General features: G+C 40.5%; 14 protein-coding genes. 7 read left to right on the top strand and 7 right to left on the bottom strand.

Going from position 1 to position 12,743, the window contains the following annotated elements; genetic code table 11:
* Positions 1 to 72: 72 nt before the first annotated feature.
* Positions 73 to 444, bottom strand: coding sequence for a hypothetical protein (locus GTO83_RS06820; RefSeq protein WP_180869937.1), 372 nt, complete (start codon positions 442 to 444; stop codon positions 73 to 75).
* Positions 445 to 555: 111 nt separating this feature from the next.
* Between GTO83_RS06820 and hrcA the strand changes: the two genes are divergently transcribed.
* From hrcA to lepA, 5 genes are all read left to right on the top strand, one after another.
* The gene (gene hrcA, locus GTO83_RS06815) at positions 556 to 1,605 is read left to right on the top strand and encodes a heat-inducible transcriptional repressor HrcA (RefSeq protein WP_180869935.1); all 1,050 of its coding nucleotides are present in this window, start codon (positions 556 to 558) and stop codon (positions 1,603 to 1,605) included.
* A 10-nt stretch (positions 1,606 to 1,615) separates the two neighbouring features.
* The gene (gene grpE, locus GTO83_RS06810) at positions 1,616 to 2,194 is read left to right on the top strand and encodes a nucleotide exchange factor GrpE (RefSeq protein WP_180869933.1); all 579 of its coding nucleotides are present in this window, start codon (positions 1,616 to 1,618) and stop codon (positions 2,192 to 2,194) included.
* Positions 2,195 to 2,218: 24 nt separating this feature from the next.
* Complete coding sequence (dnaK, locus tag GTO83_RS06805; protein ID WP_180869931.1) at positions 2,219 to 4,078, top strand: molecular chaperone DnaK; 1,860 nt, start codon at positions 2,219 to 2,221, stop codon at positions 4,076 to 4,078.
* Between the two features lie 64 nt (positions 4,079 to 4,142).
* Positions 4,143 to 5,288 carry a molecular chaperone DnaJ gene (dnaJ, locus tag GTO83_RS06800; protein ID WP_180869929.1) on the top strand — a complete coding sequence of 382 codons (1,146 nt, stop codon included), beginning with the start codon at positions 4,143 to 4,145 and terminating at the stop codon, positions 5,286 to 5,288.
* A gap of 106 nt (positions 5,289 to 5,394) precedes the next feature.
* Positions 5,395 to 7,230, top strand: coding sequence for a translation elongation factor 4 (lepA, locus tag GTO83_RS06795; protein ID WP_180869928.1), 1,836 nt, complete (start codon positions 5,395 to 5,397; stop codon positions 7,228 to 7,230).
* A 103-nt stretch (positions 7,231 to 7,333) separates the two neighbouring features.
* Here the strand turns inward: lepA and GTO83_RS06790 are convergent, their stop codons facing one another.
* From GTO83_RS06790 to GTO83_RS06765, 6 genes are all read right to left on the bottom strand, one after another.
* Positions 7,334 to 8,497 carry a tyrosine-type recombinase/integrase gene (locus GTO83_RS06790; RefSeq protein ID WP_180869926.1) on the bottom strand — a complete coding sequence of 388 codons (1,164 nt, stop codon included), beginning with the start codon at positions 8,495 to 8,497 and terminating at the stop codon, positions 7,334 to 7,336.
* Between the two features lie 123 nt (positions 8,498 to 8,620).
* Complete coding sequence (locus GTO83_RS06785) at positions 8,621 to 9,409, bottom strand: DUF1828 domain-containing protein (RefSeq protein ID WP_180869924.1); 789 nt, start codon at positions 9,407 to 9,409, stop codon at positions 8,621 to 8,623.
* Positions 9,406 to 9,858, bottom strand: a complete 453-nt coding sequence (locus GTO83_RS06780; RefSeq protein WP_255463106.1) for a hypothetical protein — start codon at positions 9,856 to 9,858, stop codon at positions 9,406 to 9,408. The genes GTO83_RS06785 and GTO83_RS06780 overlap by 4 nt, the downstream gene beginning before the upstream one ends.
* Positions 9,859 to 9,890: 32 nt before the next feature.
* Positions 9,891 to 10,388 (bottom strand): hypothetical protein, encoded by a 498-nt coding sequence (locus tag GTO83_RS06775; protein WP_180869923.1) that lies wholly within the window; start codon positions 10,386 to 10,388, stop codon positions 9,891 to 9,893.
* Positions 10,389 to 10,485: 97 nt separating this feature from the next.
* Positions 10,486 to 10,887: an ImmA/IrrE family metallo-endopeptidase gene (locus tag GTO83_RS06770; protein WP_180869921.1), complete on the bottom strand. Its 402-nt coding sequence runs from the start codon at positions 10,885 to 10,887 to the stop codon at positions 10,486 to 10,488.
* Between the two features lie 9 nt (positions 10,888 to 10,896).
* On the bottom strand, positions 10,897 to 11,229 hold the full coding sequence (locus tag GTO83_RS06765) for a helix-turn-helix domain-containing protein (RefSeq protein ID WP_180869919.1): 333 nt from the start codon (positions 11,227 to 11,229) through the stop codon (positions 10,897 to 10,899).
* Between the two features lie 461 nt (positions 11,230 to 11,690).
* Here GTO83_RS06765 and GTO83_RS06760 point away from each other — a divergent pair, with 461 nt between their 5' ends.
* Together GTO83_RS06760 and GTO83_RS06755 are read left to right on the top strand one after the other, a co-directional pair.
* Entirely contained in the window at positions 11,691 to 11,891 is a 201-nt protein-coding gene (locus GTO83_RS06760; protein ID WP_180869917.1) for a helix-turn-helix transcriptional regulator, read from the top strand.
* A gap of 62 nt (positions 11,892 to 11,953) precedes the next feature.
* On the top strand, positions 11,954 to 12,739 hold the full coding sequence (locus GTO83_RS06755) for a Rha family transcriptional regulator (protein ID WP_180869915.1): 786 nt from the start codon (positions 11,954 to 11,956) through the stop codon (positions 12,737 to 12,739).
* Positions 12,740 to 12,743 lie beyond the last annotated feature (4 nt).

Raw genomic sequence — 12,743 nt, 5'->3', positions numbered from 1 at the left:
CAGAGCAAATTCAGCAATGAACTTAGCCCTGGCTTTTATTTTTTGATGATGCTTTAGAGTTTTGATTTACTATTAGTGACGGCTTGCCCGGTGGCTACCGTTGTCATGCATTTTATGAACTTGACGTTTAAAGTGCTGTTGGGGACTAGTTACAAGGTGAAAATGACGAAGCTTGCCAGGAAAGGGTTTCCCAGTAAAGCGAATACCACTCCAGGATTGCATCACCCGGGTCATTTCTTCAAGATCAGCCAGTTGTTTAGGATTATTTTCCTTAATAGTTGCTGCTTTAATATCACCTTGGAGACGTTGCAAAAGGTTGAGATGGTAATTTAAAAGTTCTTGAGTCAAGGGAGCGTTTCGATATTGATTAAAGAGTTTTTGAATTAAGAGCATTGCTTCTTTGGCTGAGTGGGGTTGAATAAAACGTTGTGATTTTTTTACCATAAATTTTTCTCCAAAAGGTTTTGACTTTTATTGACTTTTACTATTTTGGTTGGTATATTATTAATTGTATTTAGCACTTAGCAACTGGAAGTGCTAAAAGGAAGTGATGACATGCTAACACAACGTCAAGAGTTGATCCTCCAGGCGATTGTACGTCAGTTTACCGTATCTGGTCAACCAGTTGGATCAAAGTTACTAGCACAGGAACTGCCAATTAAGGTTAGTTCAGCTACGATTCGAAATGAAATGGTAGTTTTAGAGCACGAAGGACTTGTTAAAAAAGAGCATTCTTCCTCTGGACGAGTCCCTTCTAAAAAGGGCTATCGTTATTATGTCGATTATTTACTTGATCCGACAGCAATTTCCGAAAATGATTCGGCAATGATTCATAATTCCTTGGGGACTGAGTTTCAAAAAATTGATGAGATTGTTTCCCATTCTGCGGAAATTCTCTCAAACTTGACCTCTTACACGGCCTTTACCTTAAAACCTGAACAGCAAAACGTTAAATTAAGTGGTTTTCGTTTGGTTCCGTTGGGGAATGCTCGGGTTTTGGCTATTTTGGTTACGGATAGTGGTGAGGTTGAAAGTCAAGCTTTTACAATTCCAAAGCAAGTTGAGCCTGAAGCAGTTGAAGCAGTGATTCGTTTAATCAATGACCAACTCGTTGGTTTACCCTTAACAGAGGTCATTAAACGATTGCAAGAAGATATCCCAGTTCAAATAACTGATTATTTACAACAACCAGAAGGCTTTTTAAGAATTTTTGATAGTATTGTTAATCAAGCTTCGGGGGAGCGTTTCTACGTTGGTGGTCGGTTTAACCTATTGGGAATCGATACGCATCAAGATGCAAAGGCCATGAAGGCTGTTTATGAATTACTTGATCAAAGTGACCGGCTCTCTTCAATTATTGATACTGATACAAGTGGAAATGGAATCACCGTTAAAATCGGTTCTGAAATTGCAAAGGATAAGTTGTTAGATAATTATTCTTTGATTACGGCTAAGTATCAAGTTGATCAATTTGGCGAAGGCATCGTTGCTGTCCTCGGACCAACCACGATGTCGTATTCCCGCACGATTGGGTTAGTCGATGCTTTTCGGCACGAACTTGCAAAACGGTTACTAAACTACTATCATCATTATTATGATTCTTAGGAGGGATTAAATGGCAAAGAAAGAAAAATCGACAAAACCAGTCGAAGAAAAACAAGATCAAGCGACGGACCAAGTTAAGGCTAAGTCAGATCAAGCAAAAACGAAGCCAACCGCCGATGATCAAGTGACGATTTTAAAAGCACAAATTGAAAAGTTGCAGGCTGACGTAAGTACAAAGGATGATCAGTACCTACGGGCAGAAGCAGAAATTCAAAACATGACCAAGCGTTTTAATAAGGAACGGGAAAGCTTACTCAAGTATGACGGGCAAGATTTGGTTAAAGGCATTTTGCCGGTTTTGGATAATTTAAAGCGGGCCCTCCAAATTGAAGTTTCCGATGATGCCGGAAAACAATTAAAGAAGGGCATTCAAATGGTCCACGATCATTTGGAACAAGCGTTGAAGGAACATGGGGTTACTGAAATCGAAGCTTTGAACAAGCCTTTCGATCCCCAAACCTCCCAAGCGGTTCAGACGGTACCGGTTGAGGATGGTCAAAAGCCGGAAACGGTTGTTAAGGTTTTGCAAGCTGGCTATATGCTAAAGGACCGGGTAATGCGGCCGGCAATGGTCATTGTTGCACAATAAATAAAAAATAAAGAAGGTAAAAAAATGGCAAGTAATAAGATTATTGGTATCGACCTTGGTACTACTAACTCTGCCGTTGCCGTCATGGAAGGTAACGAACCAAAGATTATCACCAACCCTGAAGGGGGACGGACTACTCCATCTGTGGTTTCATTTAAGAACGGCGAAGTTCAAGTTGGAGAAGTGGCAAAACGGCAAGCAATAACTAACCCTAACACGGTTAAGTCCATTAAGAGTCACATGGGGGAAGCTGGTTACACAGTTGACATTGAAGGTAAAAAGTACACCCCACAAGAAATCTCAGCAATGATTTTGCAATACATCAAGAAGTATGCTGAAGATTATATTGGTGATACGGTTACGCAAGCGGTGATTACCGTTCCGGCCTACTTCAATGACGCTCAACGGCAAGCTACTAAGGATGCCGGGAAGATTGCTGGGTTAGATGTTAAGCGAATCATCAACGAACCAACTGCTTCTTCTCTCGCTTACGGGCTTGATAAGCAAGACAAGGATGAAAAGATTTTAGTTTATGACCTTGGTGGGGGAACTTTTGATGTTTCCATCCTTGAACTTGGGGATGGGGTCTTCCAAGTTCTTTCCACGAACGGTGATACTCACCTTGGTGGGGATGACTTCGATCAAAAGATCATGGATTGGTTAGTTGACGACTTCAAGGCTGAAAATGGTATTGATCTTTCTCAAAATAAAATGGCGCTTCAACGGTTGAAGGACGCTGCTGAAAAGGCAAAGAAGGACCTTTCTGGGGTTCAAGAAGCTCAAATCAGCTTACCATTTATTACTTCTGGTGAAAATGGCCCATTACACTTGGAAAAGACTTTGACCCGGGCACAATTCAACCAACTTACGAATGACTTGGTTGAACGGACGAAGCAACCAGTTTTGAACGCCATGAAGGATGCAGACCTTTCATTTAGTGATATTGATGAAGTTATCCTTAATGGTGGTTCAACCCGGATTCCAGCCGTTCAAGAAATGGTTAAGGAATTAACTGGTAAGGAACCTAACCACTCCATTAACCCAGATGAAGCCGTTGCCCTTGGGGCTGCTGTGCAAGGTGGGGTCTTAACAGGTGATGTTAAGGATGTTGTTTTACTTGACGTTACACCACTTTCCCTTGGGATTGAAACTATGGGTGGCGTTTTCACGAAGTTGATTGATCGGAACACGACGATTCCAACTTCAAAGAGTCAAATTTTCTCAACGGCCGCCGATAATCAACCAGCAGTTGATATTCATGTTCTTCAAGGTGAGCGGCCAATGGCAGCCGATAACAAGACGCTTGGTAACTTCCAATTAACGGATATTCCACCTGCACCACGTGGGGTTCCTCAAATCAAGGTTACCTTCGATATTGATAAGAACGGGATTGTTAATGTTTCTGCCGAAGATCAAGGAACCCACAAGAAGCAAAACATTACTATCAAGTCTAACTCTGGTTTATCGGATGAAGAAATCGAACGGATGAAGAAGGATGCCGAAGCTAACGCCGAAGCTGATAAGAAGAAGAAGGAAGAAGCAGATGTTCGCAACGAAACCGATCAGCTACTCTTCCAAACTGATAAGACCTTAAAAGAACTTGATGGTAAGGTATCAGCAGACGAAATTCAAAAAGCTAAGGATGCTAAGGAAGCTCTTCAAAAGGCTAAGGATGCAAACGACATCGAAGCAATGAAGACGAAGAAGGACGATTTGAATAAGATTATCCAAGACTTGACGGTTAAGTTATACCAACAAGCACAACAACAAAATGGTGGTGCTCAAGGTAACCCAACTTCTGGTAATGACAACCAAAAGGGTAACGATGACGGTAAGACCGTGGACGGTGACTTTGAAGAAGTTAACCCAGACGACAAGAAATAGTTAAATTGCTTAGGAGGTTGAGTTTTGCCCAACCTCTTTTGTGAATTAAAAGCGGGGAAAAAGAATGGCAGAAAAAGACTACTATGATATTTTAGGGGTCAAAAAGGACGCTTCTGAAGCTGAAATTAAACGAGCTTACCGGAAATTAGCAGCAAAGTACCACCCGGATGTTAACCATGAACCGGGGGCTGAGCAAAAGTTTAAGGATATTAACGAAGCCTACGAAACTTTAAGTGATTCGCAAAAGCGGGCCCAATATGATCAATTTGGTTCCGCTGGTCCCCAAGGAGGTTTTGGTGGTCAAGGCTTTGGTAACCAAGGGTTCGGCGGGGCCCAAGGATTCAGTGATTTTTCTGATCTGTTTGGAGATCTCTTTGGTGGTGCTGGTCGGCGGCGGGATCCCCGGGCGCCTCAACAAGGTCGAGATTTGCAATATACGATGACCCTTGATTTTATGGAAGCCATTAAGGGTAAGCAAACCACCATTAAGTATACGCGGGATACCCAATGTGATGTATGTCACGGGACTGGTGCTAAGCCTGGGAAGAGTCCAGTAACTTGTCACCAATGTGGTGGACAAGGCTTCATCTTGCATCAGCGTCAGACGATGATGGGAATGATGCAGTCGCAAGAAGTTTGTCCAACTTGCCATGGGACGGGTCAAGAAGTTCGTCCAGATGATCAATGTACAAAGTGTCATGGCCAAGGTCATGTTAGCGAACGTCATGAATTGAAGGTTAAAGTCCCAGCTGGGGTTGATGATGGTCAACAATTGCGATTACAAGGTCAAGGTGAGGTTGGCCAAAACGGTGGCCCATACGGTGACCTTTATATCCTCTTCCGAGTTACCCCAAGTCGTGACTTCCGTCGGGATGGGACGACAATCTATGTCGACCAAGATATTTCCTTTACCCAAGCAGCCCTTGGGGACAAGATTAAAGTTAAAACGGTCCATGGCGATGTTGACTTAAAAATTCCTGCTGGAACTGAGTCGGAAACTAATTTCCGTCTTCGCGGCAAGGGAGTCCCATTTATTAATGGCAAAGGAACTGGGGATGAACACGTAACGATTCACGTTAAGACCCCTAAAAACCTTAATAAGCGGCAAAAGGAAGCTTTAATGGCCTTTGCGGCTGCTTCTGGTGAACACGTCAAAGGCTATAAAGGCGGCTTTTTCGATAAGTTGCGGGATGCCTTTGATGAAAAATGAGTTAAGGCTGAGTTGAGACGAAAAGTTTCACTCAGCTTTTTCTATTCCATAGCAATCTTTGGTATACTAGATAATTAGATAGTTTAATTGAAAGTGAGCGGAGAAAATGGATTTAGCAGCAATGAAAGAACGGCAATCTCGGATCCGAAATTTTTCGATCGTCGCCCATATTGATCACGGGAAGTCAACTTTAGCGGATCGAATATTGGAAATGACGGATACAATTAGTAAGCGGGAAATGAAAAACCAAATTCTTGATGATATGCCGCTAGAGCGGGAACGAGGAATTACCATTAAGTTAAATGCGGTTGCTTTAACCTATCATGCCAAAGATGGGCAAGATTATATTTTCCATTTAATTGATACCCCAGGCCACGTGGACTTTTCATATGAAGTTTCGCGGTCTTTAGCTGCTTGTGAAGGCGCTGTTTTGGTGGTTGATGCTACTCAAGGGGTCGAAGCCCAAACTTTAGCCAATGTTTATTTAGCCCTCGATAATGATCTATCAATTTTACCAGTCATTAACAAGGTAGATTTACCTTCTGCTGATCCGGCAGGAACTCGGGAACAAATTGAAGATGAAATCGGGCTTGAAACTGATAAGGCAGTTGATATTAGTGCCAAAACTGGTTTGGGTGTCGATCAAGTACTTGAAAAAATCGTCAAGGATGTGCCAGCCCCAACTGGCGACTTAACGGCCCCATTAAAAGCCTTAATCTTTGACTCTAAATACGATGATTATCGTGGAGTGGTCCTTTCAATTCGGATCTTTGAAGGAACGGTAAAAAAAGGTGACCGAATAAAGCTTATGAACAGCGGTTCCGAGTATGAAGTGGCCGAAGTCGGGATTAATTCGCCTAAGCCGCTTGAGCGAGATGTTCTGATGGCTGGTGATGTTGGCTATATTACAGCGGCAATTAAAGATATTAAGGATACCCAAGTCGGGGATACTGTGACATCAGCAACACACCCAACGGAAGAAGCCTTAGCTGGTTACCGACAAATGACACCAATGGTGTATGCTGGGCTTTATCCAACCGATAATGCAAAGTTTAATGATTTGCGGGAGGCCTTAGAGAAGCTTCAACTGAATGACGCTGCTTTGACTTTTGAACCTGAATCCTCACAAGCACTTGGCTTTGGTTTCCGATGTGGGTTCCTCGGATTGCTACACATGGATGTGGTTCAGGAACGACTTGAACGGGAATTTGATCTCGACCTAATTACGACTGCACCATCCGTAACCTATCATGTGGATCTTCATGATGGCACAACGAAAGAAGTAGAGAATCCAGCTGAAATGCCTGATGTTTCTGCAATTAAGGACATCAAAGAACCCTTTGTAAAAGCATCGATTATGGTACCAAATGATTACGTTGGGCCAGTTATGGAACTTTGCCAACGCAAGCGGGGCCAATTCGATACGATGGAATACCTGAGTGATACGCGAGTTAATGTGATCTATCATATTCCACTGGCTGAAATTATTTACGATTTTTTTGATAAGTTAAAGTCTAGTACTCATGGATATGCTTCCTTAGATTATGAAATTGATGACTATCGGATCAGCGACTTGGTAAAGATTGATATCCTTTTGAATGGGGAACGGGTTGATGCTTTAAGTTTTATTACGCACCGAGATTTCTCTGCGGAACGAGGAAGGGAAATTGCGGTTAAGCTGAAACAAATTATTCCGCGGCAAAACTTTGAGATTCCAATTCAAGCCGCAATTGGCTCGAAAATTATTGCCCGGACTACCATTAAGGCTTATCGGAAAGATGTTACTGCGCGCATTCATACTGGTGACCCTGACCGGCGGGCCAAGTTACTGGAAAAGCAAAAACGGGGGAAGAAACGGATGAAGGCGGTCGGAAAGGTTGAAATCCCCCAAAAAGCCTTCATGGCCGTCCTGCAAACCGATGAAGAAATTGAGGGAAAATAAACGTTGATATAACGGCATTTAGCTAAAATGCATATTTTGGATTTATGCAAATTCATGGTGATTTTCCCACAATTTTCCCACATCACTCCAAAATGTGGGAAAATTACAGGTCATTTGCGATCTGATCAAATAGCGAAGCAGTTGCCTTTTTACTTGCGGTAGTTAAGTGAACGTAGGTATCAAGGGTGGTACTAATTCGACTATGGCCTAAACGTACTTGGACCTCTTTAGGCTTCGCGCCAGCTTCAAGTAATAAAGTTGCGTGGGTATGTCGCAACGAGTGAAAGTTAAACGGGAAACCAAGCTCCCTTTGAATCTTGTCAGCCCAGTATTTAATGACAAACGGAGTAATTGGTTTACCGTTTTCTTTTGTACATACGAAATTTGAATCGAAGTAGGCTTGACCATATTTAATCCGATTTTTAGCTTGGTTAAGCTTTTGCTTTTTGAGGATATTGATCAAATCATCGCCAATTTCAATTGTCCGGTAACTGGCTGAGGTTTTAAGTTTACCTAATCTAATGTCATGAGCAGCATATTGTTTCATTTGTTGCTTAACTTGGATTGATTTACCTGACAAATCAACTTGTGACCACTCCAGACCGCAAACCTCACCCCGGCGCATACCGGTAAAGAAGGCGATCATCATGGGGATGTAAAAAGGATGATCTTCACCAACGATCGTAGTGATTTGTTTGAATTGACCAAGTGTAATAATTTTTAGGTCGTCCCGGGTCTTTTTAGGGGCTTGATACCGGGGAAGTTTAACGTATAGGGCAGGTGAAGTGGTTATGACTTTCCAAGGGTGGACAGCTTGATTACAGCCACTTTTAAGCACGGTTAAAATGATCTCGACAGTATGCTTAGCCAAGGGTTTACCTGAGGTTGTATAATCAGGCGATTCAGCAATTTCATCAATGGTTTTTTGTAAAATTGCTGGCGTGAGCTTCTTCATTTCATAGCTCCCCAGTTTGGGATAAATGTATTTTGTAAGGATATTACGGTAATTCAGTTGGGTATTTTGCGATAAGTTTTTTTCGACGTAATTTTCAAACCAGAATTCAAAGTAATCGTGAACTGATATCTTTGATTCATTATTAAATGATCCGGTGTCTTCGTACTTGCTGATTACTCTACGCATTGTTCGTAATGCTTCGGCGTAGGTTTTACCACCATAGCGCTCAACTTGATGGCGTTTGCCGTCTTGCTTAGCTAAATCTATGCGGTAGTACCAACTATTACCTTTTTTTCTAACTGTTCCTTTCATGATTAGCTTCCTTCCTATTTAGTTGGTATGTATTAGTTAAATATTCGATATTCGAATTTTTAATAAAACGTAAGTTCCTGGATGGTTATTTTTAAACCCAGCCTTCACAGCTGGGCTTTTATTTTAAGCTGATAGCTCTTTTACAACGGTGTTTCTTTCAGTGTACTTAACAGGTTTAATACCGTTCTGACTAAATAATGAGATAATATCGGGATTAACATTTATTTTTTGCTTATTTTTGTCTAAGTCGTTGATAAAAACATAATAGTTTGTGGGGTTATCTCTAATCATCCTAGTTTGGGTTATATCAGTCAGAATAGCTTTCGCAATGACCGTGTCATTATTACTTAATGATAAAGTTTTTATTAGGCGAGTTGGTATCTCTTTAAATCCAGAAATCAAGAAGTCGAATTTATGAGTTAAACCACTATTTCCCATGAATGAGACACCCTGGGTTGCCCGGATGTTATTTGTTTCGAAAAATAGTTTCATATCGTCGATAAATAACTTAGAGATATTGGGAGAAGCCAACATGAACATGTCATTTACGAAAAGAATAGCCTGTAAAAGACGGTGTTTTGCTTCTGGAAATTTATCTGATTCTACGGTAATCGTTAATTCATCATCTACAACATCAATACCATAATTTTTAACTTGTTTATTTAAAATGATTTTTCGATTTTTAGAACGATTAATAGATATACCGTGCTCTTCAAGTCCGTTAATAGTCCAACCGTCATCAGTTAATCGAATTCTTCCATCACTTTCTTCGATGGCATAGATTGCGATTTCGTCGTTAAAGCTATCCGTAAAGGGTAGATCTATTTGAACGATATTATCCTTGATATTTTCAAAGGATATTTGTTTTTTATACCACTTAATATAGACATCACTTAATTCTTTTGCGTTCATATTTTCTCATCCCTTTCACGAATGTTTACATATGAAAGAAACTTTTCTACTCCTTCTGATAATTCAGAACTCTCATCAAAAGGAAATTGCTTCAAATCGTACGCGTAACTTTCAATGTGATCATTATGCTTTTTATAAATATGAATGTGATTTTTGCCAACAACGGTTCCGTCTTCGTTATGATGTTTAGTGCCATTTATGCATAATCTAACCAGATGTACATCATTTTTAACAAAGCGAAGGTGTATAGAATATTTGACTTGAATATTACCACGATATACGTGGAATTTATACTCAATGCCATGCCTTTTGCCAACTAAAGATGCTTCTTTTTTGTATTTTCCTAATTGTGGGATATCAATTGTGGTTGGCTTCAAAAAGTTCTTTAGTTCTTGTATTAATTCTTTAACTGCGCTGTCAGATAAATTATTAGTATCTATGATATTCACGTCCTTCCCGGTTAGCTCACTAGGCTGGGCTTTTAATATCCTTCATTGATGGCATTCTGATATTCTTTTTGTGGGTCGCCACCTTGTTGATAGATATGCTGATCCTGAAGTTCGCCAGATGTTTTCATATCATCAGGTGTTGAATAAAGTGCATCTTTTACAGACATTCCATGATCTATCTTATATGCTGCCATGGTTTCTCCATACGTATTAATAAAGTCGTGAATATCACCGTTAAAATTATTAATATCACTTGAGTTATTCGCAGGTGCTTGAGAATCTGTTGGAGTGCTAGTTTGGTTTTGCTGAGTAGTTTGTTGTTGGCTATTAGCTGATCCACTCAGTTTTTGACTAGACGTAGAACTCGAAGAATTAGAACTGACCTTCTTATGCTTGGCCTTATGTTTCACCACTTTATGACTTGATGATGAGCTTGAAGAACTAGATGATGAATTAGTCGAAGTCGACTCGCAAGCCGTTAATGATAAGCTCAATAAAACAGCAGCACTTAATAAACCTAATTTTTTCATTTTCTCCTCCCAAGTAGCTTTTAACGTCAATCACGCTTGGACGTTTATGTTCCTTTCCCCGCTTTCACAAAAATTTTTATTGTTACCTTTATACTTTTTAACTCCCCAGTATCTGCATCAACGTATATTCCAAGTCAGCTGAGAAACCGAAGTGTTCCAAGAATTTAACAGGATTAACCTCGGCAGGCGTTAAGTTGTATGTGGCTAAATAGTCTTTAAGAGTCTTTTTAAGGACTGCAGCATTCGCATTTGATTCCATAACGGTACGGACACGATCGTTTGTGAAGTAATCACCGTAGCAGATTGATTCGTGATCCAGATCCAAGTGAGCTAACTCATGGAGTACCACTTCATTTTCCCGTTCCTCGGGCAATCCGTTAGCAATGAAGATGACGGATTGTTGTTTTACATAGGTTACAAAACCGTCAGTATTATCAAGGTTAGCGTAGGCAACTTTAATGCCACGCTTTTTTAATTTAAGTTCAAGAGACAGGTCCATCGGAATCACCTAGTCTTGGAATAAACTCCGAAGAACGTCCTTAGCAACTTTGCGGTCATGATCAGAAAGGGGCTTACCAGAGAACGAATGGGCCCGATCAAGCGCTTCTTCCAAATCTTCGTCCGTGTAGTTACTATTGCCTTTTTCAGGACGACCAAGTAGGTAGTCGGTGGTGACGTTGAAAACCTCAGCTAGTTTGATGATTGCGCTACTTGCAGGCTCAGCTTTATTATTTTCCCAAGCCGTAATTGTTTGCTGAGAAACATGTACAAGCTTTCCTAAATCGGTTTGAGACATGCGAGAAGCTTTTCTTAAATCTTTAATTTTTGATCCTATATTCATTTTTAAAGCTCCATTTCTAATAAATGTTCTATATAAATTATAAGGTTTACTTGTTATTAACAAAAGAAGTTTAAAAAATATATCAAAAAAAACAGTATTTAAGATTGACTTATAAAGTTAACTTGATATAATGATATGCGTAAGGTTGATTAAGGCCTTATAGAAAGGAGAAGCGCTCGTTGTCAAGGCAACAAAAAAGAGCCCAGCGAGAAGCTGAGCGGCGTGAAACGATTCGGTTCTGGCTAGAAATCATTACCTTTATCGTTTTGATAGCCGATCATCTAATGGCTTGGCTCTAAACTAAAGCAAGGGGAGATAAACTCCCTGAACTTTAGTGTACCTTATGATAACGGGTAAAACAATATGAAGAAAGAAACAAGAGATAAAGTTGAATTTTGGGTAGTGTTCGGGATTTTTATTCTGGTACTACTTAAGGCTTTTGGGATTTAGGTGGTGATTTAATGGCCGTTGATTTGAAGATTCTGCGAATCAAAAAAGGGTTAAGTCAACAGGAAATGAGTAAGCAAATCGGTATTTCACAAGCTACTATTTCTAGTTGGGAACAAGGTCAATCGATTCCAAGTGGAAAAAATATTAAAAAATTAGCGTCTTTTTTTGGAGTAAATGCAGACGTTATTTTTAATGCGATTTTTTACAATTAAATTTGATAAAAAGGAGATTTTTGAGGGAATTTATCAAAAATGATAGTAAAGGAGATTTATAAATGAATGAAACAAAGATTATGACTTTTGAAAATAAGCAAGTAATGGACAGCCGGGATATATCAAAAATGGTTAATAAACATCATCAGCATCTGATGCGTGATATTCGCCATTACATCAAAGTTTTAAAGGAGAGTCCAAAATTGGACGCACGTGCTTTCTTCATCGAAAGTACCTATACATCAAGACAAGGGAAAGAGCTTCCCTGCTTCTTATGTACTAAGCAAGGGTGCGAAATGATCGCTAACAAGCTTACTGGTGATAAAGGTATTCAATTCACCGCTCGTTATGTAACCTTGTTTAACCAATACCAGGAAGAACGCAAGGAATTGACCACGCATATGACGCCGGAAGAGTTAGCAGCGAAGAACCGGGAACTGGATATCAAAGAAAACTACGTCAAAGAAATGCATAGCCAGAACCTGAACAAGGCGCATGAGCTGCGCAACCAGGACGTCAAGTTATTCTTAGCATTGGGCAAGGTTGCCGATAGCTACCATGAACGCCAGATGGCCACAGAGTTTCGGAATGAAGCGATCCATCAGATGAATGCCTTGCCAGTTGGTGGGCGCCGGGAATACTCAGCCAGTGAAATTGGCAGGCTCTTGGGAGTTTCACCAATTACGATCGGTAAGTGGGGTAATAAGCTCCATATTAAACAAGATCATAATTTGTCATATCGAGATCGTTACGGCGCTTGGCGGTACTTTCCGGAAGCCTTGCAGATCTTCCAGGACAATGCACTGGAAATCCAGAACGATTTTGCGGACAACTTGGACGATTTCTAGGAGG

Source organism: Lactobacillus sp. 3B(2020), assembly GCF_013487845.1.
In the GTDB taxonomy this organism is placed as follows: Bacteria; Bacillota; Bacilli; order Lactobacillales; family Lactobacillaceae; genus Limosilactobacillus; species Limosilactobacillus alvi.
This window is presented reverse-complemented; position numbering and strand designations above follow the sequence as displayed.

Excerpts from the sequence above, each read along its gene's own strand:
- hrcA (WP_180869935.1), top strand. The coding sequence starts at position 556 with ATGCTAACACAACGTCAAGAGTTGATCCTCCAGGCGATTGTACGTCAG.
- grpE (WP_180869933.1), top strand. The coding sequence starts at position 1,616 with ATGGCAAAGAAAGAAAAATCGACAAAACCAGTCGAAGAAAAACAAGAT.
- lepA (WP_180869928.1), top strand. The coding sequence starts at position 5,395 with ATGGATTTAGCAGCAATGAAAGAACGGCAATCTCGGATCCGAAATTTT.
- dnaJ (WP_180869929.1), top strand. The coding sequence starts at position 4,143 with ATGGCAGAAAAAGACTACTATGATATTTTAGGGGTCAAAAAGGACGCT.
- GTO83_RS06755 (WP_180869915.1), top strand. The coding sequence starts at position 11,954 with ATGAATGAAACAAAGATTATGACTTTTGAAAATAAGCAAGTAATGGAC.
- GTO83_RS06770 (WP_180869921.1), bottom strand. The coding sequence starts at position 10,887 with ATGGACCTGTCTCTTGAACTTAAATTAAAAAAGCGTGGCATTAAAGTT.
- GTO83_RS06775 (WP_180869923.1), bottom strand. The coding sequence starts at position 10,388 with ATGAAAAAATTAGGTTTATTAAGTGCTGCTGTTTTATTGAGCTTATCA.
- GTO83_RS06820 (WP_180869937.1), bottom strand. The coding sequence starts at position 444 with ATGGTAAAAAAATCACAACGTTTTATTCAACCCCACTCAGCCAAAGAA.
- GTO83_RS06760 (WP_180869917.1), top strand. The coding sequence starts at position 11,691 with ATGGCCGTTGATTTGAAGATTCTGCGAATCAAAAAAGGGTTAAGTCAA.
- dnaK (WP_180869931.1), top strand. The coding sequence starts at position 2,219 with ATGGCAAGTAATAAGATTATTGGTATCGACCTTGGTACTACTAACTCT.
- GTO83_RS06765 (WP_180869919.1), bottom strand. The coding sequence starts at position 11,229 with ATGAATATAGGATCAAAAATTAAAGATTTAAGAAAAGCTTCTCGCATG.
- GTO83_RS06790 (WP_180869926.1), bottom strand. The coding sequence starts at position 8,497 with ATGAAAGGAACAGTTAGAAAAAAAGGTAATAGTTGGTACTACCGCATA.
- GTO83_RS06785 (WP_180869924.1), bottom strand. The coding sequence starts at position 9,409 with ATGAACGCAAAAGAATTAAGTGATGTCTATATTAAGTGGTATAAAAAA.